Source organism: Shewanella atlantica, assembly GCF_003966265.1.
GTDB classification, from domain to species: Bacteria; Pseudomonadota; Gammaproteobacteria; order Enterobacterales; family Shewanellaceae; genus Shewanella; species Shewanella atlantica.
Window position 1 is genome coordinate 306,674 of the sequence record NZ_RXNV01000002.1, and the last position, 23,262, is coordinate 329,935.

The following is a 23,262-nucleotide window of genomic DNA, read 5'->3' on the forward strand; positions in this document are numbered from 1 at the left end:
CAATGATTAAAGAGTTTATTCTACCCGATATTGGCGAGGGTGTTGTCGAGTGTGAGCTGGTCGAATGGCTGGTGAGTGAAGGTGATACCGTAAGTGAAGATCAGCCTATTGCTGATGTTATGACGGATAAAGCATTAGTCCAGATCCCGGCTCCTCACGCTGGTGTGATCAAAAAACTTCACTATGCCAAAGGTGAGATTGCCAAGGTGCATGCACCACTTTATTCTGTTGATTTAAATGGGAATTGTTCGCCGTCCGTCGAAGATTTAGCTGTTAATGATGAGCAGGTGAATTGCACAGTTGAGCAGAGTGATGAAATTATTTCATCTGATGTCGCGACCCCGGTTTCGCCCAAGGGAGTTCAAATCGAAGAGTTCCTTTTGCCGGATATTGGTGAAGGAATTGTAGAGTGTGAGTTGGTCGAGTGGTTGGTGAGCGAGGGCGATCAAGTCGTCGAAGACCAACCCATAGCCGATGTCATGACAGATAAGGCGTTGGTTCAGATCCCTTCGATAAAGTCGGGGAAAATCGTCAAATTACACTATCGTAAAGGCCAGTTAGCTAAGGTCCATGAACCTCTGTTTGCCGTAGAGGTGGAGCAGGAACAGCCCGCTGCAGTCAGTGAAGGGAGCGAGGTAACTCATGCGGCTGAATCAATATCCGCAGCTGACGATACCAAAGAGCCGGTGGCGCAGGGTAAGGCATTAGCCAGCCCGGCAGTCAGACGCTTGGCCCGGACATTAGATATCGATATCGCTAAGGTTCCAGGTACCGGTAAAAATGGTCGTGTGTTTAAAGAGGATATTGAACGTTATCATTCGGGGGCAAGTGCCCATAGCAATACAATGTCCGCAACTACTGAACATGACGTTAGCTCAAGCACTTTATCTACGCCGAGCCTGAACTCTGGCTCTGTAAATATCGGGCAGACTATCGACAGAGTCGAGCCTATTCGTGGTGTCAAAGCTGTGATGGCTAAGATGATGACAGAGTCGGTTCGCACTATCCCTCATTTCACCTACTGTGAAGAGATCGATCTAACAGAACTGGCCGCATTGCGTGAGAGCATGAAGAAAAAGTACTCAAGCGATGAGCTCAAGCTCACCATGATGCCTTTTTTCATGAAATCTATGTCACTGGCCCTAAAGCAGTTTCCGGTGATAAACAGTCAGGTCAATGATGATTGCACCGAACTTACCTATCTTTCCAGCCATAACATAGGTATGGCAGTTGACTCGAAAGTGGGTTTGCTGGTTCCGAACGTTAAAGATGTACAGAACAAGTCTATCTTAGAGATAGCCGCAGAGATCACCAGATTGACTACCGCAGCGCGCAGTGGTCGAGTGAGTCCCAGCGATCTTAAGTCTGGAACGGTTTCTATCTCTAACATCGGTGCCCTGGGCGGAACGGTGGCGACTCCTATCATCAACAAGCCTGAAGTGGCGATTGTTGCTTTGGGTAAGCTACAGGTGTTACCGCGCTTTAACGCAGATGGCGAAGTGGAAGCAAGAAAGATCATGCAGATAAGCTGGTCTGGTGATCATCGTGTTATTGATGGTGGCACGATTGCTCGATTCTGTAACTTGTGGAAGCAATACTTAGAAGAACCTCAGGAGATGCTGCTCGCTATGCAGTAGTCGACTGAAGGGTAAGTAAAAGGAACGCGATATGCGTTCTTTTTATTTCTAATACACTTAAATGAGTTAATTTTTTGCCTTCAATTACGTATAATCTCGCTAATATACATTTCTTTCTGGTTTTAACATGAGTCTGTCTGCCCCACAAATCGAAAATGTTCAATACCCATTTCCTGCTAAGCCATTGCCGTTAACCGACGTTGAAAAGGTTAACTACAAGGCTCGAATCAAGCAGTTATTGGTTGAAAGAGACGCTGTGCTGGTCGCGCATTATTATACAGATCCCGAGATTCAGGCGTTAGCCGAAGAGACGGGCGGTTGTGTTTCTGACTCACTTGAAATGGCTAGATTTGGGCGTGATCACCCGGCGAAAACCTTGATTGTTGCCGGCGTTAAATTTATGGGGGAAACCTCAAAGATCCTTAGCCCGGAAAAAACGGTATTAATGCCGACTCTCGAAGCGACCTGTTCTCTCGATATTGGTTGTCCGATTGAGACTTTCAGCAAGTTCTGTGATGCTCACCCGGACCATACCGTGGTGGTGTACGCCAATACATCTGCAGCGGTTAAGGCTCGTGCGGATTGGGTGGTAACATCGAGTATCGCGCTTGAGATCGTCGAACACTTAGATAGTCAAGGTAAGAAGATTATCTGGGGACCGGATCGTCATCTGGGAAGCTACATTGCCAAGCAAACCGGCGCCGAGATGTTGATGTGGCAAGGTGATTGTATCGTTCATGACGAATTTAAGGCCAAGGCTCTTCGAGAGCTGAAGATCAAAAATCCCGAGGCAGCCATTTTAGTGCACCCGGAATCACCGGCTAGTGTCGTCGAACTGGCCGATGCCGTTGGTTCAACGAGTCAGTTAATCAAGGCTGCACAAACAATGGATAATGACACCTTTATCGTTGCAACAGATAGAGGTATCTTCTACAAGATGCAGCAGGCGGCGCCGGATAAAATATTGATTGAAGCGCCAACTGGCGGAAATGGTGCAACATGCAGAAGCTGTGCTCACTGTCCCTGGATGGCGATGAATGGCCTTCAAGCCATTGAAGCGTCTCTGACTGCCACAGATACAACTCCCCATGAGATATTTGTCGATGATTCACTTCGTGAAGCCGCATTGATCCCATTGGACCGTATGCTGAATTTCGCACAGACATTAAATATGAAAGTGAAAGGCAACGCGTAATAGCATCTATTCTTTTGCTATAGTCTTGCCAAATAGCCTTCGAGTATGATCTTGAATAAAAAGTCTTCATTTTGGAGGCTTTTTTTCTATAACATCCAAAAAATTAACCCTATGTACGCTAAACTTTAAGTCGAAAGTGAACTTTAGTGACATTAGAAAGGATATTTTCATGAAGCTTCGATGGATCGGAAATTTAAGCATAAAAAACAAACTTATGCTCGTCATACTCCCTCCGATAATAGGTTGTATTCTATTTGGTACCTCTGTTGTATATAACCAGTATCAACTGGGACACGGGCTCGAGCAGGTAAAAGTGCTTAGTCAACTGGCGACCGTGAATAGTGATCTCGTTCATGAGTTACAAAAAGAGCGGGGAATGAGTGCCGGCTTTCTAGGGTCCAAAGGCAAATCGTTTGCCGGTAAACTTCCGGGTCAGAGACAATTAACCGATAAACAATTATCAGGGTTTAATACATTCGTCCGCGATAATACCTTACCTGCGGTATTCTCGACTCAGCTGAGCCGCGTTAATTCCGAAGTTTCCAGACTGAACAATATCCGCTCAGGCGTCGATAGTCTGTCGATATCTGTGGCCGAAGAGGTCGGTTATTACACACAGCTCAATAAGATGTTATTGAGTATTGTCGACCAAACGGCTAAAGAGGGGGATAGCCAGGAGATCGCGATTCAGGCCGCTTCATTCAGTGCTTATCTTCAGATGAAGGAGAGAGCGGGAATTGAGCGTGCGGTGTTAAGTTCGACATTCGGCAATCCCGATTTTAAACCTGGCATGTTTATCAAGTTTGTCACTCTGGTATCGGAGCAAACGAGTTATGAAGAGCGCTTTCTTGCCCTGGCCTCAGAAGAGGTAAAAAGCCGATATAGACAACTGGCCAGCTCTCAAGCCGTAGCCGATGTTCAGGCACTGAGACAGATTGCATTAAGTCAAAAGGGTGAGGCTATCAGTGCGCAAAGTGCCGAGAATTGGTTTGCTAAATCAACTGCCCGAATCGAATTGGTTCGAGCATTCGAAAAGTCGTTATCTGAGTCATTAATTAAGGTTACTGACAAACAGTTGAAAGCCTCTCAATCTGTGATGCTTAGCATCATAGTTATATTGATTATTTCAGGCGCGTTGGTCATCTTTATCTCAGTTACTGTCGCAAAATACATGCATAATCGACTGCACTACCTGCACTCGACCATCAGTACGGCGCAGCAAAATTACGATCTCAGCGTTCGTGTTAAAAGTGAGACTACTGACGAACTTGGCGAACTCGGTAGGGCCTTTAATCATATGATGAATGATTTTGAACAAGTCATTCATAAGGTAAGGGATAATACCGATAGACTATTGCATGCCTCAGAGAGGATGGATACCTGTGCAACCGCGATGCAGCAAGATGTTGCTATCGGACATAGTGAGGCAGAGCAAGTGGCCTCGGCGATGACAGAGATGAGTGCGACAGTGCAAGAGATCGCAGTCAATGCGGTCAAGGCGTCTGAGGCGTCCACTGCGGCTAATGTAGAAGCTAAAGAGGGCAATATTGAGGTCAGTAAGACCTGTGACAGTATTAACCTATTAGCACAGGAGATAGGCGAGGCATCGACTGCGATACATGAATTGGATAATGATATTCAAGGTATCGTGAGTGTCTTAGGCGTGATCAGTGGTATTGCCGAACAGACCAATCTTCTCGCCTTAAATGCTGCAATCGAAGCGGCACGTGCAGGTGAGATGGGAAGGGGATTTGCCGTTGTTGCCGATGAAGTGCGAAGTTTGGCTCAGAGAGCTCAAACCTCAACCGAAGATATCAGGGACATGACTGAACGCCTCGAGAAAGCTGCTGTAGTTGCCGTTAAAGCGATGGACAAGGGGAAATCCCAGGCTGAGATAAGTGTTACTGAATCGGAGAAAGCTGGCCAGGATCTGGATAAAATTGTCCACGAAGTGGGCGTGATTGACAGTATGAACGAACAGATAGCCGCCGCTACACATGAGCAGTCGGCAGTCTCTGAAGAGGTTAACCGTAACGCACTTAAGATCAGTGAGATCTATCAAAATACTCAGGCGGTCTCCGATGAACTCAGTCAGCTAAATGAAACCTTATTAGCCGATGCCAATATCATGGCTAAAGAGGTGAGTAAGTTTAAGCTGAGCTAGATATCAGTTATTCAGCATTTGATGTAAGTATAAGCCCTGTCGAAAGATGGGGCTTTTTTGTGGACGAGACTATTTAGTTAGGGGGCGGAATATCTCTAATGTAGCGGACTAAAACAGACAAACTCTTCAATAATTCTACAAATTTAACGAAGCAATTGGCTGTTTTTTTATTATAGTTTTAACTGCAATCTAATTAAAATCTTTGTAGGCACGATATACCCGTACCGTCAGGCGCATAACTGGTTATAGAAGGCCCCGCGCATGTAATCGGATTAACCCTTGGTTCATCGCTAAGGCGTTATGTGAAGATGAAAACAAAATTATTGAGGTTATGATGAACGTAAACCTTACTATCGATGCTCAATTAACGGTACAGCTTATAAAAGCATATCTTCAAGAGTTAGTTAAGACTCAACAAAGCGATGGAATACTGCTCGGCCTCAGCGGCGGAATCGACTCTTCGGTGCTGCTCTCTATTGCCGTCAGGGCCGTCGGAAAGGATAGGGTGCATGCTTCATTTCTTTATGACCGTGATAGCGAAAAAGAGTCCGAGAAAAAAGCTTTGATCATGGCAAACTGGCTGGATATTGGTCTCGACATTTTTGATATATCACCGGCAATGAAGAAAAAAAATATTTATGATCCTCTGATTATGAAGTTGATACCTTATTCGCCTCTCTTTAACCGTTTGATTCAACACTCTTACCGTTTTATTAACGGGGAGGTGCCATTTAAAACATCACTTAAAATTGGCAGTAATGTCGGTAATGGTTCATGGATTAAGTCTTTGATGTATAACTTTACTATCAGGCATATTGATCGAGGGTTTGCAGAGCGCCATATATACCGAAGAGAGCTGTTGAATACAAAAGCAACCCAAGAGAACTTAATCCTCATCGGCGCAGCTAATCGTTCGGAGTTTGAAGTTGGCTGGTTTGTTAAGGATGGTGTCGACGACCTGCCGATTCAGCCTATGACGGGACTGTACAAGACTCAGGTGTGGCAGCTGGCGTCATACCTTAAGCTGCCCGATGAGATCCAGAATCAACTCGCTTCTCCTGATATGATGTTTGGTATCACCGACGAGTTTGGGATCGGTCATAACTATCGTAAATTGGATGTCATTTTAGACATGATGGAGCGGGAAAAGACAGATGAGGAGATGGTTAATCATGGCATCTGTAAAGCAGATATCGAAGATGTTCGGGAATTGATGCTGTATTCTGAATGGAAGCGAAACTCTTTACATGAAACTCCTCCTGTTCAAGGTGGAGTCAATGGCAATGTACGTTCAAGTAATATGAACAGTAGCTAATTTAATGACAGAGCCATAGTTAACTATGTCATTACAGCAATAAGCTTATGCAATAAAACTAACAAGCTATATAATCCTGTCAAAACTATCTCAAGGATTAAAGCTTATGAAGTTGCAGGCAATTTTGTGGGATTACGATGGAACCTTAGTAAATTCTGTACCCAAAAACATCGCTATTACAAAATCAATTTTATCTATTGTTGCTCCACATCTCACTGGAGACAAGCTTCCTAAATACCTGTTGAGTGAATCGGCTTACCACGAAGCCAACCATAGCGCAAAAAACTGGCAAGCCTTGTATCGTAATTACTATGGGTTGACCGAAAATGAGATGCTAGAGGCCGGGGCGCTTTGGGCTGAGCATCAAGAAAGTAACCAAACTCAGGTCAGTCTATTTGATGGAATAGACAAGGTCATCGAGCAGTTTTCTCATCTTCCTCATGGGATCTGTTCTCAAAATTCCCGGCTAAACATATGGAATGTGCTCAAGCAAAATCGTGTAGATGCGCCATTTCAAGCGGTTGTAGGCTACGACGATCTGGACAGCAACTCACAGAAACCACATCCTTTCGGCGGTATTAAGTGTTTAACCGACATATTCGATGAGGCTATAAATAAACTGGTCTTGTATGTTGGAGATCATGAAGCCGACGTTAAGTTTGCAAAAAATATTGAACAGGCACTGGGCGGTGGCTCAAGAGTTATCTCTGTTGCTGCCGCTTATAGTGGCGCAAACCCTGAGAATTGGTCGGTAGAACCAGATCACGTCGCATCTTGTGTATCTGAGCTAAAAGGGATCTTTGAAAAATACACTTAATAACCTGAAATACCATGAAATGGAGTCAGGCGTGACAGTGGTAATAACCGTATCAGGGGGAAATTTGTTGCGTTTGTAGTTGTGAGCTTATGGGACCTATAAAAATGGCACTGCCTTTTGGTTAGGCTCATCAGTGAGTTGTTAAAGAGATTGTGATTGTCGAAGTCCCAGAGTCAGTTAGATTTAACACTCAATTAGTCTATCTGACTAAGGTTTTTCACCAAGAATTCATAATCTATTGTCTGAAAAGCAACATGAGACGTGATTGCTTTTAGCAATAGGCTGCAAGTTGACGTCTAATAAAGTAAAATACGGCTACATTTTTCGAATGAAAGTTGTTCTAAACGAGGATCAATGAATACTAGAAAAGATAAATACAGTATTGATAATACCGATTACACCATCGGACAAGATAATATTCAAAAATGGGGCTTTGATGTTCACAATCCTGTTTTTGGGATCAGCGCTGCCTTAATTGGCCTATTTTTATTAGCCATATTAGTGGCCGACCCAGAAACATCCAAATCCGTATTAGACGGCATAAAATGGAAAATTATTGGCGCTTTTGATGGATTGTTCATGTGGTCTGCCAATATTTTTGTGATTTTTTGTGTAGCAATGATTGTCTCTCCATATGGCAAAATTCGTTTAGGTGGTGATGAAGCCAAAACCGACTACTCGATGAAGTCATGGATAGCAATGTTATTTGCTGCGGGTATGGGTATCGGACTCATGTTTTGGGGTGTTGCAGAGCCTGTTGCCTACTTTACCGGTTGGTACGAAACACCACTTAATGTCGCCGCAAACACACCAGAAGCCGCTAAGCTGGCTCTTGGTGCCACAATGTTTCATTGGGGACTTCACCCATGGGCGATTTACGGAGTTGTGTCACTGTCGTTAGCATTTTTCGCTTACAATAAGGGCTTACCGCTTTCCATGCGTTCAGTCTTTTATCCAATTCTGGGTGATCGCACCTGGGGCTGGCCTGGGCATGTTGTTGACATTCTAGCGGTGCTTGCCACTCTCTTTGGTCTCGCGACATCTCTTGGACTTGGTGCTCAACAAGCCGCCAGTGGTTTTCACCATGTATTCGGCATTGATAATGGCTTAATGCTTCAAATTGCCATCATCTTTATTGTGACCTTGTTAGCCGTTATTTCTGTAGTCCGCGGTATTGAAGGCGGTGTAAAAATTATCAGCAACGTCAATATGTTGCTGGCACTTGCCTTAGTGGTGTTTGTGGCTTTGGTTACTTTTGCAGTCTCCATGGGAACCATTCCGACGACGGTCATGGGATATATTGAAAATATTATTCCATTAAGTAACCCGATTGGCCGTGAAGATGAAGCTTGGATGCATGGTTGGACTGTTTTCTATTGGGCTTGGTGGATTTCATGGTCACCTTTTGTCGGTATGTTTATTGCGCGTATTTCTCGTGGACGAACAATTCGTGAGTTCATGACGGCAGTACTCATAGTACCAACGGCAGTTACTATACTTTGGATGTCAGTATTTGGTGGCGTTGCGATTGATCAAATCGTTAATAAAGTCGGTACGTTAGGCGAAAAAGGCTTAACAGAAGTTCCACTTGCCATGTTCCAAATGTTTGATGCATTGCCAATGGGTAATATTCTGTCTCTACTCGCCGTTGTGTTAGTGCTGGTTTTCTTTGTGACTTCATCAGACTCTGGATCACTGGTTATTGATAGCATCACATCAGGTGGTAAAGTCGATGCACCAGTTCCTCAGCGCGTTTTCTGGGCATTTATCGAAGGCGCGATTGCCGCTGGTCTCGTTTGGGTGGGTGGCACACAAGCCATTGAAGCCTTGCAAGCCGGTGCTATTTCAACGGCCTTACCGTTCACCATTATTTTATTGGTGATGTGTGTCAGCTTGATTAAGGGACTAGGAACAGAAAAACGTCCTGGTTAATCTGTTGAGTTGTACAAAAAAGCCGAGTACATCACTCGGCTTTTTTATTGCTATAGATTTATAGGCAAGATTGCTTTTATAACCACAGCTTTTTAATGGGCGTGTCAGGGCTGAAATGATGGTGTATTTGCGCTTGCAGTAGCTCTGCTGTGGCAATTGCATCGGTTAACGCATCGTGTGGGGGATACGTTGGCAAATTATATCTTGTACGACTATTGGCAAGACGAATGGATCCTGGGCGGGTATTTTTAAACCAATCTATAATACTTCTCGGGCGAGCCTTCTGAATATCAGCTTCAATTTGCATGGTATCAATAACTGGAAAAACAATGCCTTCATTGATCAAACTTCTAAGCGCTGCATCAAAGAAGTCACGTTCAATTCTACGGTAATGCACTACTACAATTTTTCCAGCCAGCTCATCTAATAACTGCTCTAAGATCCTCAGTAGGTCCGGCGCACCCTTTAAATCGGAATGAGTAATACCATGGATGATAATTGAATCTTCCTGCAGTTTATCCTCGGGTGTTACAAACCAGTGTTTAGCCTGTCTACAAGCAATTCGTTGCAGGGTAAAAGGGACTAAGCCAATACTAATAATACTGTTTTGATTTGCATCTAATCCGGTGGTTTCAAAATCTAAGGCAACAAAATCAATATCCTTAAGTTTTATCTCCTCATGGTAAGTGCCGGCATTATAAAAGTGAGTCAGGCGGCTATCTTTACTTTCCAGTGCTTTAATTTGCAGAAAAGCTTTCCAGTTTAAGACCTCTTGATTACTGAAATCACGCATTATTTACCCCTGCATGCTGTTGGCACTGTAGCGGAACTTTAAAAAGTTTTGTGCACTGCTCAAAACCAAAAAGGCATCTTTAAGGTTACGTCTTTCAAAATCAGACATATTTTCTGGTTCAATATTGTTATCAGGCTCTTGTTCCGACTCAATGTCTAATGCTTGATGTCGAATACGAACCAAAGAGATGAATTCCATTGCATGTTGCAGATCCTTCCCCTTTGATGGAGGTAAAATTCCTGCTTCAATAATGTCTTCTAATCGATCAAATGAGTTCTGGGATTGGGAGCCGATAGCAAGGGCGTGCACACGGATGAGGTCGGCTAAAGGTGCTGTACCTCGTCTTTTTAAATTAATGGAGTTGTTATGGCGACCATCTTTTTCCATCACAAAATCTTTAAAAAAGCCAAGTGGAGGTGTGCGGTTCAATGCATTTCTGGCAAGACAGGCCAAGAAGCGGTTATTCTTCTTTGCCTTTCTAAGAATGAACGCGTTCAACTGCTCAGCCCATTTTGGCCTGCCATACACACCGCAAAGGTCAAAAAAGATTGAGCAATTAAGTAAAGCTTGCGGATTTGGATTCTCAATCCAATCAGAAAAACACTCTTCCCATTGAGATTGTGTCTTTCGATACTCAGGATTAGTTGCCATGATGTCACCGTCGCAATAGGTATAACCGCACGCGGCTAAACCGTCACAAACGTAGGTAGCAAGCTCTTCAAAGTATTCCCCATGTAGTGACTCCTGGTACTGGTTATCCAGGATGATCGCATTGTCCTGATCGGTAACGATAAGCTGTTCATCACGGGCCATTGAGCCTAATGCTAAGAAGCAGTAGGGTATAGGAGGCGGGCCTAATTTCTCTTCGGCTAACTCAAGCAGACGCTGTTTGAAACTTCTGCCAATTTCCGACATGGCTCGACCGACCATGTGTGAGTTAGCATCTTCGTTTATCATGCGGACAAAACAGTCTTTGAGTTGATTCGATAGTATGATCAAATCTTCGATACTGTTTTGTTGGAAAATACTGCTGACAAATAACAAGCTATTTTGCGATTCATAGCGAATGATGTCGCTGACTTCAATTAAGCCAATCGGTTGTTTGTTTTTCAAAATGGGGAGGTGGTGTACGTTATAGCGAAGCATTAACAGCATGGCTTCAAAGATATAGGCGTTGTGATCCAAAGAGATGAGTTCTGTAGACATCACCTCGACCACTTGGGTATCGACATCCAGCCCTTGAGCGATAACTTTTGCACACAGATCGCGCTCGGTAATAATGCCAACAAAGCTATTACCACCTTCATCGGAGAGATTTGGGTCATTGATAATTGCAGCAGAGACATTCTCTTCAGACATGATTTTGGCCACATTCTGAATTGTGGTGGTGGTAGGTAGCATCACAGGCTCGCCACTGAGCAATGTCTTAACCTTTGAGGTGGTCAGTGAATTGGCATCATCACTATTATCTTCAACTGCTTGCTGTAATCGTATACTGCCTTCTACTTCAACAAAGTCGGCAAAGGTCTCATAGCGTTCGCAAAACTCTTCAAAAATACTCTGTGGAATGCAGTATAAAAGGGTGTCTTTAATTGACTTGGCAGGGAAACGAACTTTATTATTGGTTAACAGCCCCATCTGTCCAAATAAGCCACCTTGATCCAGGCGGTTATAAAGCTCACCGGTACGGCGATATATCTCGACCACACCACTGCGGATCATAAAGAGATCGTGTATTTTATCCGCAAATTCAATGATTATACTATTTGCTCGGTAGTATGAGATCTCGACACTTTTTGAAACTTCGATTAACGCTTCTTCGGGTAGCTGATCAAAAGGGGGGTATTGGCGGATGAAGTTTCGAATTTCAAGTAGCTCGACTTCCATGATTCGCTCGATATTGTTGATGATTTGAATATATGATGAATAGTATATGGTATCTATAGAATATATGCAGCCAACCCGTTGCCAGACTCTTAATATTCAAGAGTTTTCACTGAAAATGAACAGTATCGCTTGTTAGATGTCCTGAAGACCTTTTCGATTTAATACTACATGAAATTAAGCGTCATATGTCTAAGATAAAAGTAGACTTAATATTCTAACTTATTGGTGTCGAGCAAACAGGTTAGGCTAGTTGTTAAAGGCGAAAAGCTACTTAGTTTGTTTAATGTACGACGATAATTAGGGCTGGAGAGTTTCTATCAATCATAAAAACTTAGGGTAATTGCCAACGAAAAAAGGCTGTCCAAATGGACAGCCTTTCATCTAAATATGGCGGTGAGGGAGGGATTCGAACCCTCGGATGGTTTAACCCATCACACACTTTCCAGGCGTGCTCCTTCAGCCACTCAGACACCTCACCAAATTATGTTTATTAAGTTATCGTGTTAATAAGACACGCTGTATGAAATTACTTATGACTGAAGCACCACGCTATGCGTGCTTGTATAAATCCTTGGCAGCCACTCAGACACCTCACCAAATTTTGTTTATTAAGTTATCGTGTTAATAAGACACGCTGTATGAAATTACTTATGGCTGAAGCACCACGCTATGCGTGCTTATATTATATCTTGGCAGCCACTCAGACACCTCACCAGATTTTTAGTCACGTTTAATGTGTTTGACTCCACATTTAGTCAGGCATTGCCTGCTAACGGGGTCGTACTTTACGCAAAACCCATAACGGGGTCAAGCGATAAAACCCAGGATTTCGGCGTTTGCATAATAGATAAACAAATCATGAGATAAGATACGTTTTTTAGCTCTCTTGTTACCAGTGTTTGCTTCACTTAATGGTTTATTTACTATGTTTTAACCCTGTACTTTAATTAATGTACTAAAGCAGCGGGCTGAAGAGGTAGAAAAACTGCTCGATGACCCGTTTATAGACGGGCCGCTTTTGCCAAGCCTTCACATCGATCAGATGAGCATTATCTATGTAAGACTGTTGGAGGAGGTTCATCTGCTCTGTGAAGCTCAAGTCATCAACAGCCAATGTCACCTCAAAGTTTAACCATAGGCTGCGCATATCCAGATTGACCGTGCCGATGAGGCAGTGACTCTCGTCAATGACCACAGACTTTGTATGTAGCAGGCCACCATTAAATCTGTGAATTTTCACCCCGGCACTGAGCAGTTCAGCAAAAAAAGAGCGACTGGCCCATTCCACCATGACGGAGTCATTCTTATGAGGAATGATAATGTTAACGCAGACACCACGATGGGAGGCAGCGATAAGTGCTACCAACAGGTTTTCACTGGGGACAAAGTAAGGTGTAGTGATCACAATTTTATGTTCGGCTTGATATATGCTTTGCAGCAGCACTTCATGGATGATCTCTTCCGGCATACCCGGACCCGATGGGATCACCTGTACCATATCGACTTTTTCAGGTTCGGTATGGGGCTTACAAACGGGAGGTTCGGGCAGTTGGCGTTGATTCGTTTCCACCTCCCAATCCCACGATTGAATGGCATTAAGCAGAGGGACTGTGGTGCCCTTTATTCTGACCATGACATCTATCCATTGGCCGACACCCGAGTTGGTCTTAAAACAGCTTGGGTCGACCAGATTCATAGAGCCTGTATAGGCAATGCTATTATCGATAACGACTATTTTTCTGTGCATTCTCAGATCCATACGTCGAAACAGCACTCTGATTGGACTTACCTTCAAGGCCCTTGCAATATGGATCCCCTCGGCTTCAAATATGGCCGGCCATTGACTTCTAAAAAATTGATTGCTACCGGCAGAGTCTAATAATAATTTCACGGATACATTCCGCTTCGCGGCATTAATCAGTGCTAATGCTACGTCATCGGCCATGCCACCGGGGTGCCAGATATAAAACTCCAGATGAATCGTCGATTCAGCTCTATCAATATCTTTGATGAGAGAGTTCAGGATCTGCTTGGGTGTCGATTGTAATTCCAGCTTATTGTCGGCTAAAGAGGGGATCCCCAATTGGTTTTCACACAGGGCGCTGATAGATTGTGCGTGTGAGCTCAAGATATTGGGCCGATACTGGCGAATTTGATAGAGGTGAGCAAACCAATCGGCGTAGGGTTGATACATATCTTTCGCACGCTGGGCCCGGGTCCTGCCGATATTTTGTTCCCCAAAAAGTAGGTAGGCAAAAATTCCAACGATAGGGATGACATAAATCACCATCATCCACGCAAACGAGACACCGACTGAGCGCCGCTTGATAATAATTCTTACGGTAATGCCCGCAATGATGACCCAGTAGAGCAAAATGCCAGCTAAGGTTAGCAGTTGATAAAAGTGTGCCATTAATTAATGCGCCAGTATTTAAGAAGAAGCTAAAGAAAAAACATGTGTTTTAGTGTGCATTTAATTGCTGAAAAATAACAGGCTTTTTGGACAATAACCAAGCGGTTACCTTATGTATGAAGTAAATTTAATCTTATTCAGTACTTTATAATTAGTGTGTTAATGGTTTTTTCTTCCTTCAGGAATTATTATGTTATTAAGTGATTTATTTTTTGAAATTGTTGAATGAAATTTGTCTCAAAACAGCGTCGGTTACTGGCTATAGTTTGTTTTATCGCTATTAGCTTTGTCCTGACCTTTAGTGGGGTTAACCACGCTAATGGTACTCCAAAGGTGATGATTAATTTGGTCGAGCCAATTTTTCAAACTCAGTGTGCACATCCTACCGCCTCCGGTTATCTTGACCTTGACGGCAGGCTTAATGTGTCGGTGTGGAATATCTACAAGCAAAAAAGGAAAAACTGGAAACCAGTGCTTAAGCGCCTCTCTCATTCCAGCCAGCTGGTTTTACTTCAAGAGGCCGGATTGACCACAGAGATGGTTGATTTTATCAACTCCCACTCATTAAATGTGGCGATGGCAAAAGCATTCAAACTTTTTGGCACTTCCCTTGGGGTCATGAATTTATCAGACTCAGGAGCCAGTAGTGCATGTGCGTTTCATGCTACAGAGCCATTGATAAGGTTCGCAAAATCGGCGCTCGTCACTCATTACCCTCTGTCCAATGGCGAGACACTTCTGGTCGTCAATCTACATGGTATCAATTTTGATTGGAAACTGACCCGCTATACCGAGCAGTTTGAAGCCTTGAGCCTGGAACTCGGCGGGCATAGCGGGCCGATAATTCTTGCCGGTGACTTCAACACCTGGCGAAATGACAGACTCAAGCTTATCTCAGAGTTTGCCAAGCGATTTGGGTTAAGTGAAGCTGAGTATCACTTGGACGAACGTCAGCGTTTCTTCGGCCTGGCTTTAGATCATCTCTTCTATCGGGGGCTGGATTTCCATCATGCTGAATCTAAAGTGACCGACGCTTCGGATCACAACCCCATTATCGCCCATTTTACACTGAAGTCGTGACAGGTGAGTGAGTCGAACCGCTGAATAAATAATAGTTTGAGTGTTATCATAAAGGCATAAGAAAACTCTATTTCCGGCAGGTTACTTTTATGTCTCAATCTCCCCATGCATTATTACAGACTCACTTTGGGTTTTCTGAATTCAGGAATGGTCAATATGATGTGATCAACCATGTCCTGCAAGGTCATAGCGCCGCGGCTATCTTTCCTACAGGCTCTGGTAAGTCATTGTGTTATCAATTGCCGGCAATAGCGCTACCCCATCTCACCTTAGTGGTTTCCCCCCTGTTAGCTTTGATTCAGGACCAGCTGTCATTCCTACAGTCTAAGGGAATTAATGCTGCCAGTATCGACTCCAGTCAGAGTCGGGAACAAACTCTGGAGGTTATGCGTGGGGTGAGGCTGGGAGAAGTAAAGATATTGATGATCTCTGTTGAGAGACTCAATAACGAGCGTTTCAGACAGTTTATCAGCGAAGTGTCTATTTCGATGCTAGTGGTCGATGAGGCGCACTGTATCTCCGAGTGGGGTCACAATTTTCGACCCGATTACCTTAAGTTGCCAAGGTACCGTAAAGAGTTGAGCATCCCTCAAACTCTGCTGCTGACTGCCACCGCAACCCCTAAGGTGATAGAGGATATGGGCAGTAAATTTGGTATTGACGCTGATAACGTAACCTTGACCGGGTTTTATCGGCCCAACCTTCACTTAAACGTTAAAGGGGTCGCGAGCCGGGATAAAATTGACCAATTGACGCTATGGCTTAGCTCCAGAGCTCACCAATCCGGCATCATCTATGTCACGCTTCAACATACTGCTGAATTCGTTGCCGAGATGCTTAACCAGCGCAACATTCCTGCTAAGGCTTATCATGCCGGTATGGCGTCTGAGGTGAGGCAGTCTATTCAGCATGACTTTATGTCCGGAAAGCAAGAGATTATCGTCGCGACCATTGCCTTTGGGATGGGGATCGATAAGAGCGATATCCGTTTTGTAGCGCATTATGACCTGCCTAAATCCATCGAAAACTATGCCCAGGAGATTGGTCGTGCAGGACGGGATGGTTTGAACTCCGATTGCTTAGTGCTCGCCAATGCCGATAACCTGAGTACTCTGGAAAACTTTGTTTATGGTGACACGCCTGAGCCCTGCGCCATTAGTGTAGTTCTTGATGAGATCCTCAAAGCAGCAGAGTTGAATTCTGGCCAGCCTCAGTGGGAAGTTGTACTTAACAGCTTGTCTAATCAATCTAATATTCGGCCTCTGTCTTTAAAAACTCTGTTGGTTTACCTCGAGCTGCTGAACATCATTAAGCCGACATACAGTTATTTTGCCGAGTATAAATTTAAGTATTTAATACCTGAGGCAGAGATCGTCGAGTTCTTTAAAGAGGAGCGGAGAGACTTTATTCGGGCCATATTTACCAGTGCCGATAAGGCAAAGATATGGTCCAGTGTGAATTTCGAGAAACTTAACACGACTTATGCCAGTGACCGGCAGCGGGTATTGAAAGCAATCAACTACCTGGACGAAAAGGGAATGATTGAACTGCAAACGAAGCAGATGACTCAGGTTTATCAAATTCTCGATACCCGGTTTGACCGGGAACAGTTACAAACATCACTGTTCGAACGTTTCAATGATAAAGAGACCAGTGAAGTTAAACGTATTAACCAGTTGATTGGCTTATTTACATCGGAGCACTGTTTGAGTCGTCAACTGGCTCACTACTTTGCCGATGACCAGATGACTCAAGATTGTGGTACCTGTTCGGTTTGCCGGGGCGAACAGGCGGTGTTACCTCCAACTCCTTACCTCAAACCCCTAAATGAGATGGATTTCAATCAAGTCACTGCCGAGGCTGTGTCTAAGTTAGGCAAGTCAACCAGTACCGTTTTGGTGTCGCGCTTTCTGTGTGGCCTGACGACGCCAATCTTCACTAAATTAAAGTTACGTACCTGCAGAGGGTTTGCCACCTTAGAGAAGTATCGGTTCAGTGACGTTAAACGTTGGGTTGAATCGTATCTGAACGTTTAGGGATTGTTGCCCATCAATGTAAGGCATGGCGCTGATAAAAACAGACTTTATTTATGCGCATGACGCGTTTAGCTGGATGATGCCTGTGAGGGGGACCGAGTTGTAACACAATATTTCAGCTTCAACATCGAAGCTGAAATATTTTTTTATACATGTTTAACTAAGTCCGAAAAAAATAATAAATTAAACTTTGAACCGGGATAAAAACATGAAAAAAGCAACACTGTCATTAGCGGTAGCATTGTCATTAACAGCACTCGCTGGTTGTCAATCTCAAGAGGTAGCTGAGCAGGTGTCACCGGCCTCGATGGCTGCAAGCCAGCAGTTAAGCTTTGCCCAATTTTCAACACAGTTTATTGATGAGCTATGGAAGCAGGCACCTACATGGGCACTCTATAGTGGCTATCATAAATATGACGGTGTGCTTAAAGTGCCAAACGCGGCTAGTCGTGATGAGGCAATGAAGTTTAACAAGCAACAGTTGTCGATGTTACAGGCCTTCGATATCGATTCGTTGTCGGCTAATGAACTTATCGATTATCGTCTGATTGAAAACCTGATTAACCGCGACATCTGGGAGATCACTAAGTTTAAATCCTGGCAGTGGAACCCTGCGTCATATAACGTTGCCGGTGGTTTTGCTCAATTGATCAATGAAGATTTCGCTCCGCTCGATGATAGGTTGCGCTCAGTATTGGCCCGTATGGAGAATGTACCCGCTTATTACAGTGCCGCTCGGGAGAACATCACTAATCCGACTCTTGAGCACACTCAACTGGCTCAGATGCAGAATAAAGGGGCATTTTCAGTATTCTCTGACGACTTACTTTCACAAGTTGAAGGCTCAGGATTAACCAGTGATGAGAAAGCACTGTTCAGATCCCGCTTCGATGCCGCGACTCAGTCAATCAATGAACATATAGATTGGCTTTCGGTACTGGTCACTAAATTAGAAAAAGAGGGCGCACGTAGCTTTAGAATTGGTGAAGCGCTTTATGAAGAGAAGTTTTCCTTCGATATACAGGCGGGCATGAGTGCAAAAGGCCTGTATGAAAAAGCCCTGGCAGATAAAAACCGAGTTCAGGGGGAGATGGCAAAGATAACCGTGAACCTTTGGGACAGATATTTCGACACGCCTAGACCTTTAGATGATAATAAAGCCACACGTCAGTTGATTGATAAACTCTCCTCTAAGCATGTGAAACGTGAAGATTTTGTCGATGAAGTACGAGCGCAGATCCCGGCGTTGATAAAATTTGTCAATGAGAAACAGCTTGTTACCTTAGATCCTAAAAAACCGTTAGTCGTACGTGAAACACCAGAATATATGCGAGGTTTTGCCGGCGCCTCTATCAGTGCTCCCGGTCCTTATGAAAAATCCAGTAATACCTATTACAACGTGACGCCTCTCGATGCCATGGATGATGAGTCAGCTGAAAGTTATCTACGTGAATATAACCACTGGATACTGCAGGTACTCAATATTCATGAGGCAATACCAGGCCACTACACTCAACTTGTTTACTCAAATGAGTCTCCGAGCATGGTGAAGAGCCTGTTTGGTAATGGCGCTATGGTAGAGGGCTGGGCGGTTTACACTGAACGTATGATGCTCGAAGAGGGTTATGGTGATTTTGAGCCCGAGATGTGGCTGATGTACTACAAATGGAACCTGCGTGTCATAGCCAACACACTGCTGGATTACAGCATTCAGGTGAAAGGGATGACAGAGGATGAAGCCATAAGCTTAATGACAGAAGAAGCCTTTCAACAAACTGCCGAAGCCGAAGGCAAGTGGCGTAGGGCAACGTTAAGTCAGGTACAGTTAACCAGCTATTACTCAGGCTACCGTGAAATTTATGATTTCCGTGAAGAGTTAAAAGAGAAACAGGGTGAGCAGTTTGACCTTAAATCATTCCATGAAAAGTTTTTAAGTTATGGCAGTGCCCCGGTAAAATATGTTCGTCAGCTAATGCTTAATCAGTAACTGTCACAGCATTAAAAGCAAGAGTATTGCCAGATAGAGCACTACTACTTGAACCAATAAAAGGCCAGAGTATTCTGGCCTTTGCTTTATCTGCTCATAACTCGTCTTAATGCCTTATTGAGCTTATCTCTAACTGTCCAACATCAACCCGATATTAAACTTGTTCACATCACAGATTTGAAAAAACAACTGGAAATCCATCAATGCATATAGTAGTGTAAATGATAATAGTTCGTATTTGCAGTAGTGGTAAATGAGAAAAGTATTAGTAGTAGATGATGATTTGGTTTTCAGAGAGTTGCTCAAAGAAGCATTAGAGTGCGAAGGCCATGAAGTGATCAGCGCCGAAAACGGTATGGAAGCCCTGTCTATTCTCGAGCGTGAACTCCCGGACATTATCCTGCTAGATATCATGATGCCAAAATTAGATGGATTTGGATTACTGGCTGCGAGAAAAGATCAGATCCCCGTGATCGTCATCTCTGCCATCGACAATGAAGATGGAAGGATTAAAGGCTATGAGCTCGGGGCAGATGACTTTTTAACAAAGCCGTTTAGCATAAAGGAGCTTTTAGTTCGCATGACAGCATTACAACGACGAGTAGAGTTGACCCGTGCAGAGAACCCTGCACAAACAACTTCACAAGACAGTGAAATACTATTTGATGATATGCAGTATTGTGTATCGATTGCCTCGCGGGAGGTGGTGTTAACTCAAACCGAATTTAAGTTGTTTAAGTACCTGTTCGAAAGAAAAGGTGAGGTGATCACCAAGCAGGAGTTACAACGTAGTGTATTGCAAAAAGATCTTGGACGTTTCGATCGAAATCTCGACATGCACATCAGTAATACCCGCAGAAAACTAGCAGATACTCAGCTACCCAAAACTTTGATCAATACAGTCAGAGGACAAGGTTATAGTTTTGCCTCATAGATGTGCCAACAATGCGTCAACTTATCTCAGAACGGGACAAAGTTAATACCTAATAAAGCCGCCATAAGTGTGGCTTTTTTGCTTTTCAGGCTGCTCTAAATGATTTTTTCGTTTATCCTATCCCCAATCTGACAAGTACCCTATAACTTGTCTTCATAGTATGAACAAAGGAATCGTTATGCGGATCAGTGCCAATTTTGATGGTGGTAATATTGAAGTCATTAATCAGGACAATATTAATGACGTACAACTGGCTATTCGTCCTGATGTAGGTAATGAGTTTTATCAGTGGTTTAATTTTCGTTTAGAGGGGGAAGTCGGTAACCAGTATACCCTGAATATTATGAATGCCGGTTCTGCCTCTTATACGAAGGGATGGGAAAATTACCAGGCCGTTGCTACCTATGACAGACAGACCTGGTTCCGTCTGCCTACGCAATATGAAGATGGCAAGCTTACCATTTTAGTTGATTTAGATTGTGATTCGATTCAAATCGCTTACTTTGCCCCATACAGTTATGAACGTCATCAAGATCTGCTTGCCGCGATTCAGGTTCACCCTCAGGTTAGTCTTGAACACTTAGGACTTACGCTGGACGGTCGCGACCTATCCCTTGTCAAGGTCGGCGACGGAGACGAATCTAAAGCCAACATTTGGATCACGGCGCGTCAGCATCCCGGTGAGACCATGGCCGAATGGTTAGTGGAAGGTTTCATTAATAACCTACTCGATAGCGATTGCGCTAATGCCAAGGCGCTGCTTGATAAGGCGAACTTTTATATTGTCCCTAACATGAATCCCGATGGTGGCGTACGCGGTCACCTTCGTACTAATGCAGCCGGGGTGAACCTGAATCGTGAATGGCAGAGCCCGTCATTGGAAAAGAGCCCGGAAGTTTTTCATGTCACCAACAAGATGAAAGAGACTGGTGTCGATCTATTTTATGATGTTCATGGCGACGAAGGCTTACCTTTCGTATTTCTGGCAGGTTGTGAAGGTGTACCTTCATACAACGAAAAAATGGCAGCACTTCAGAAAAAATTCGTGGATGCATTAATTCTCACCAGTGCAGATTTCCAATCTGAGTTTGGTTACGATAAGGATGAGCCGGGTAAGGCTAATCTGACGGTTGCCTCTAACTGGGTTGCAGAAACCTTTAACTGCCTCTCTAATACACTTGAGATGCCATTTAAAGATAATGACAACATGCCCGATCCTATGGCGGGATGGTCTCCAGAGCGTTCGATCTATTTAGGCGAAGCTTCCCTAACGGCTATGCTCGCCGTTGTCGATGAGCTGAGATGATCGAGTGGGCTTCAGCGCAAGTACTCTGAAGCCCATATTATAAATAGTTTATCTGTCGTTTGAGGTAATGATGGCGTTAATTGAATGCCCAAGTTGTAAGAAGCGGATCTCCAATAAAGCTAAGGAATGTAGCTCATGCGGTGCAAACCTATCAGGTAATACTGAGTCATTGTCGCTGATAAGCAATATTAAACGTTCGAATCAGTTGATGAATCAAAGTCTGTTATGCATGTCTTTGTTTATTGCCGGTGTTGTGGTCTGGTTTTGGGGCGGAGAGCCGGCTGAAGGGATCAGATCCTACATAGCTGGTGGTCTGTTCGTATTAGGCTTTGTTGGCTACTTAATTACAAGAGTAAGAATCGTCTTGCATAAGCGGAAGAAAGTATGACCGATATTAATAAAATGATCGATGAGATGCCTCATGAGGTTTATGAACGTCTCGTAAGTGGTGTCGAGTTGGGTAAGTGGGAAGACGGTACCGTCCTGACACAAGAGCAACGTGACTCGACCATGCAGCTGGTGATGCTTTATCAGGCCAGAAGACTCGATCAGACTGATCACTTTACCATCAGTAGTGAAGGTAAAATGAACGAGCTGACAAAAGCTCAGTTGAAGAAGCAGTTTAAAGGTGAGGCCATCGCCGAGTTTAAGCAAGAAGACCTATAAAGGTAAATCCTAGGAGCTCTTCACTCGCTCCTAGGATCTTCTTAAGATCAATCTTCGCTAAGCTCGCCGACTAAGCTTTTCTGCATTGCAGCTCTGATCTCTTCCGTCGACATCGACTTAGATAATAAGTAATGAAGCTTTGTCAACGCAGCTTCTGTGGTCATATCTGAACCGCTGATGACTCCCGCCTCTTCTAATGCATTACCCGTCGCGTAGCCTGACATGTTGACCTTTCCCTGCAGACATTGTGTCAGGTTGACCAGTATGATCCCACGCTTATGTGCTTCTGACAGCACCTTCAATAACGCCGGATTTTGAGGGGCATTCCCCACACCATAGGTGAGTAATATCAGGGCTTTTACCGGTTGCTGGAGGATATTTTCAATAATTTCCGTGGTGATCCCAGGGTAAAGAGTGACAACTCCGATTGGTTGAGGGCTGATGGTGGCAACTTCAAGTTGATTATTCTCATCTCCTCCAACTTTCCCCGCCTTAAGGCGAATTTTTATCCCGGCCTCCAGTAGCAGAGGGAAATTAGGTGAAGCGAAGGCCCCGAAACCGTCGGCATGTGCCTTGGTCGTGCGATTCCCCCTGAAAAGCTTGTTGTTGAAAAACAAACAGACTTCTGCAACAGGGTAGTTTGCTGCAATATAGAGGGAATTTAACAGGTTGGTTTGACCATCTGAGCGTAGCTGAGCCAGTGGGATCTGAGACCCGGTTACGATCACGGGTTTAGACAGACCCTGCAACATAAATGAAAGCGCAGAAGCAGTAAAGGCCATGGTATCAGTACCATGCAAGATAACGAACCCATCGTAGTCGTCGTAATTCGCCTTGATATCGTTGGCGATCATCTGCCAATCCGTAGGCGCCATATCTGAAGAATCTATGAGAGGGCTATATTCATGAATGACAAAATCGGGCATTTCGTCATGATAAAATTCAGGCATAGACTTAACACAATTAGTGAGAAATCCGGCGACAGGTGCAAACCCTTGAGCCGTTTTTTGCATACCTATCGTACCGCCTGTATAGGCTACATATATGGAACGTTTGGTCATTTTCTACTTCAGATGAGCCCTAGTTGGCAGAAGTATACT

General features: G+C 44.1%; 17 protein-coding genes and 1 tRNA gene. 13 read left to right on the forward strand and 5 right to left on the reverse strand.

Features of this window, described 5'->3' with window-relative positions; all coding sequences use genetic code 11:
• The first annotated feature begins 2 nt into the window (after positions 1 to 2).
• The 6 genes from EKG39_RS06625 (at position 3) to EKG39_RS06650 (ending at position 9,060) form a co-directional block, all read left to right on the forward strand.
• Entirely contained in the window at positions 3 to 1,637 is a 1,635-nt protein-coding gene (locus EKG39_RS06625) for a dihydrolipoyllysine-residue acetyltransferase (RefSeq protein WP_126504961.1), read from the forward strand.
• A gap of 127 nt (positions 1,638 to 1,764) precedes the next feature.
• Complete coding sequence (gene nadA / locus EKG39_RS06630) at positions 1,765 to 2,832, forward strand: quinolinate synthase NadA (protein ID WP_126504962.1); 1,068 nt, start codon at positions 1,765 to 1,767, stop codon at positions 2,830 to 2,832.
• 169 nt (positions 2,833 to 3,001) lie between these two features.
• Positions 3,002 to 4,996 (forward strand): methyl-accepting chemotaxis protein, encoded by a 1,995-nt coding sequence (locus tag EKG39_RS06635; protein ID WP_126504963.1) that lies wholly within the window; start codon positions 3,002 to 3,004, stop codon positions 4,994 to 4,996.
• Between the two features lie 334 nt (positions 4,997 to 5,330).
• Positions 5,331 to 6,311: an NAD(+) synthase gene (gene nadE / locus EKG39_RS06640; RefSeq protein WP_185817535.1), complete on the forward strand. Its 981-nt coding sequence runs from the start codon at positions 5,331 to 5,333 to the stop codon at positions 6,309 to 6,311.
• Positions 6,312 to 6,417: 106 nt separating this feature from the next.
• Positions 6,418 to 7,128 (forward strand): HAD family hydrolase, encoded by a 711-nt coding sequence (locus tag EKG39_RS06645; RefSeq protein WP_126504965.1) that lies wholly within the window; start codon positions 6,418 to 6,420, stop codon positions 7,126 to 7,128.
• Positions 7,129 to 7,482: 354 nt separating this feature from the next.
• Entirely contained in the window at positions 7,483 to 9,060 is a 1,578-nt protein-coding gene (locus tag EKG39_RS06650; RefSeq protein ID WP_126504966.1) for a BCCT family transporter, read from the forward strand.
• Between the two features lie 76 nt (positions 9,061 to 9,136).
• Here the strand turns inward: EKG39_RS06650 and EKG39_RS06655 are convergent, their stop codons facing one another.
• The 4 genes from EKG39_RS06655 to cls all read right to left on the reverse strand — a co-directional run bounded on the left by EKG39_RS06655 (position 9,137) and on the right by cls (position 14,153).
• Positions 9,137 to 9,853, reverse strand: a complete 717-nt coding sequence (locus tag EKG39_RS06655; protein WP_126504967.1) for a 3'-5' exonuclease — start codon at positions 9,851 to 9,853, stop codon at positions 9,137 to 9,139.
• 3 nt (positions 9,854 to 9,856) lie between these two features.
• Complete coding sequence (locus EKG39_RS06660; protein WP_126504968.1) at positions 9,857 to 11,740, reverse strand: DUF294 nucleotidyltransferase-like domain-containing protein; 1,884 nt, start codon at positions 11,738 to 11,740, stop codon at positions 9,857 to 9,859.
• A gap of 388 nt (positions 11,741 to 12,128) precedes the next feature.
• Positions 12,129 to 12,218 (reverse strand) — tRNA-Ser (locus EKG39_RS06665).
• A gap of 477 nt (positions 12,219 to 12,695) precedes the next feature.
• A complete protein-coding gene (gene cls / locus EKG39_RS06670; RefSeq protein ID WP_126504969.1) occupies positions 12,696 to 14,153 on the reverse strand; it encodes a cardiolipin synthase in 1,458 nt (485 codons plus the stop codon).
• A gap of 225 nt (positions 14,154 to 14,378) precedes the next feature.
• Between cls and EKG39_RS06675 the strand changes: the two genes are divergently transcribed.
• The 7 genes from EKG39_RS06675 (at position 14,379) to EKG39_RS06705 (ending at position 22,162) form a co-directional block, all read left to right on the forward strand.
• Entirely contained in the window at positions 14,379 to 15,233 is an 855-nt protein-coding gene (locus tag EKG39_RS06675) for an endonuclease/exonuclease/phosphatase family protein (protein WP_126504970.1), read from the forward strand.
• Between the two features lie 89 nt (positions 15,234 to 15,322).
• Positions 15,323 to 17,269 carry a RecQ family ATP-dependent DNA helicase gene (locus EKG39_RS06680; protein ID WP_126504971.1) on the forward strand — a complete coding sequence of 649 codons (1,947 nt, stop codon included), beginning with the start codon at positions 15,323 to 15,325 and terminating at the stop codon, positions 17,267 to 17,269.
• A gap of 208 nt (positions 17,270 to 17,477) precedes the next feature.
• Positions 17,478 to 19,256, forward strand: coding sequence for a DUF885 domain-containing protein (locus EKG39_RS06685; protein WP_126504972.1), 1,779 nt, complete (start codon positions 17,478 to 17,480; stop codon positions 19,254 to 19,256).
• 253 nt (positions 19,257 to 19,509) lie between these two features.
• Positions 19,510 to 20,190 carry a response regulator transcription factor gene (locus EKG39_RS06690; protein ID WP_126504973.1) on the forward strand — a complete coding sequence of 227 codons (681 nt, stop codon included), beginning with the start codon at positions 19,510 to 19,512 and terminating at the stop codon, positions 20,188 to 20,190.
• 178 nt (positions 20,191 to 20,368) lie between these two features.
• Positions 20,369 to 21,496 (forward strand): M14 family metallopeptidase, encoded by a 1,128-nt coding sequence (locus EKG39_RS06695; protein WP_126504974.1) that lies wholly within the window; start codon positions 20,369 to 20,371, stop codon positions 21,494 to 21,496.
• Positions 21,497 to 21,566: 70 nt separating this feature from the next.
• Complete coding sequence (locus tag EKG39_RS06700; protein ID WP_126504975.1) at positions 21,567 to 21,884, forward strand: zinc ribbon domain-containing protein; 318 nt, start codon at positions 21,567 to 21,569, stop codon at positions 21,882 to 21,884.
• On the forward strand, positions 21,881 to 22,162 hold the full coding sequence (locus EKG39_RS06705; protein WP_126504976.1) for a YeaC family protein: 282 nt from the start codon (positions 21,881 to 21,883) through the stop codon (positions 22,160 to 22,162). The genes EKG39_RS06700 and EKG39_RS06705 overlap by 4 nt, the downstream gene beginning before the upstream one ends.
• 47 nt (positions 22,163 to 22,209) lie before the next feature.
• Here the strand turns inward: EKG39_RS06705 and ansA are convergent, their stop codons facing one another.
• Positions 22,210 to 23,223 (reverse strand): asparaginase, encoded by a 1,014-nt coding sequence (gene ansA, locus EKG39_RS06710; RefSeq protein WP_126504977.1) that lies wholly within the window; start codon positions 23,221 to 23,223, stop codon positions 22,210 to 22,212.
• Between the last annotated feature and the right edge of the window lie 39 nt (positions 23,224 to 23,262).

Bases quoted from the DNA above. Each gene is read 5' to 3' on its own strand.
- EKG39_RS06660 (WP_126504968.1), bottom strand. From the start codon at position 11,740: ATGGAAGTCGAGCTACTTGAAATTCGAAACTTCATCCGCCAATACCCC.
- EKG39_RS06625 (WP_126504961.1), top strand. From the start codon at position 3: ATGATTAAAGAGTTTATTCTACCCGATATTGGCGAGGGTGTTGTCGAG.
- EKG39_RS06700 (WP_126504975.1), top strand. From the start codon at position 21,567: ATGGCGTTAATTGAATGCCCAAGTTGTAAGAAGCGGATCTCCAATAAA.
- EKG39_RS06695 (WP_126504974.1), top strand. From the start codon at position 20,369: ATGCGGATCAGTGCCAATTTTGATGGTGGTAATATTGAAGTCATTAAT.
- EKG39_RS06650 (WP_126504966.1), top strand. From the start codon at position 7,483: ATGAATACTAGAAAAGATAAATACAGTATTGATAATACCGATTACACC.
- EKG39_RS06690 (WP_126504973.1), top strand. From the start codon at position 19,510: ATGAGAAAAGTATTAGTAGTAGATGATGATTTGGTTTTCAGAGAGTTG.
- nadA (WP_126504962.1), top strand. From the start codon at position 1,765: ATGAGTCTGTCTGCCCCACAAATCGAAAATGTTCAATACCCATTTCCT.
- ansA (WP_126504977.1), bottom strand. From the start codon at position 23,223: ATGACCAAACGTTCCATATATGTAGCCTATACAGGCGGTACGATAGGT.
- EKG39_RS06655 (WP_126504967.1), bottom strand. From the start codon at position 9,853: ATGCGTGATTTCAGTAATCAAGAGGTCTTAAACTGGAAAGCTTTTCTG.
- EKG39_RS06645 (WP_126504965.1), top strand. From the start codon at position 6,418: ATGAAGTTGCAGGCAATTTTGTGGGATTACGATGGAACCTTAGTAAAT.
- cls (WP_126504969.1), bottom strand. From the start codon at position 14,153: ATGGCACACTTTTATCAACTGCTAACCTTAGCTGGCATTTTGCTCTAC.
- EKG39_RS06685 (WP_126504972.1), top strand. From the start codon at position 17,478: ATGAAAAAAGCAACACTGTCATTAGCGGTAGCATTGTCATTAACAGCA.
- EKG39_RS06675 (WP_126504970.1), top strand. From the start codon at position 14,379: ATGAAATTTGTCTCAAAACAGCGTCGGTTACTGGCTATAGTTTGTTTT.
- EKG39_RS06680 (WP_126504971.1), top strand. From the start codon at position 15,323: ATGTCTCAATCTCCCCATGCATTATTACAGACTCACTTTGGGTTTTCT.
- EKG39_RS06635 (WP_126504963.1), top strand. From the start codon at position 3,002: ATGAAGCTTCGATGGATCGGAAATTTAAGCATAAAAAACAAACTTATG.
- nadE (WP_185817535.1), top strand. From the start codon at position 5,331: ATGAACGTAAACCTTACTATCGATGCTCAATTAACGGTACAGCTTATA.
- EKG39_RS06705 (WP_126504976.1), top strand. From the start codon at position 21,881: ATGACCGATATTAATAAAATGATCGATGAGATGCCTCATGAGGTTTAT.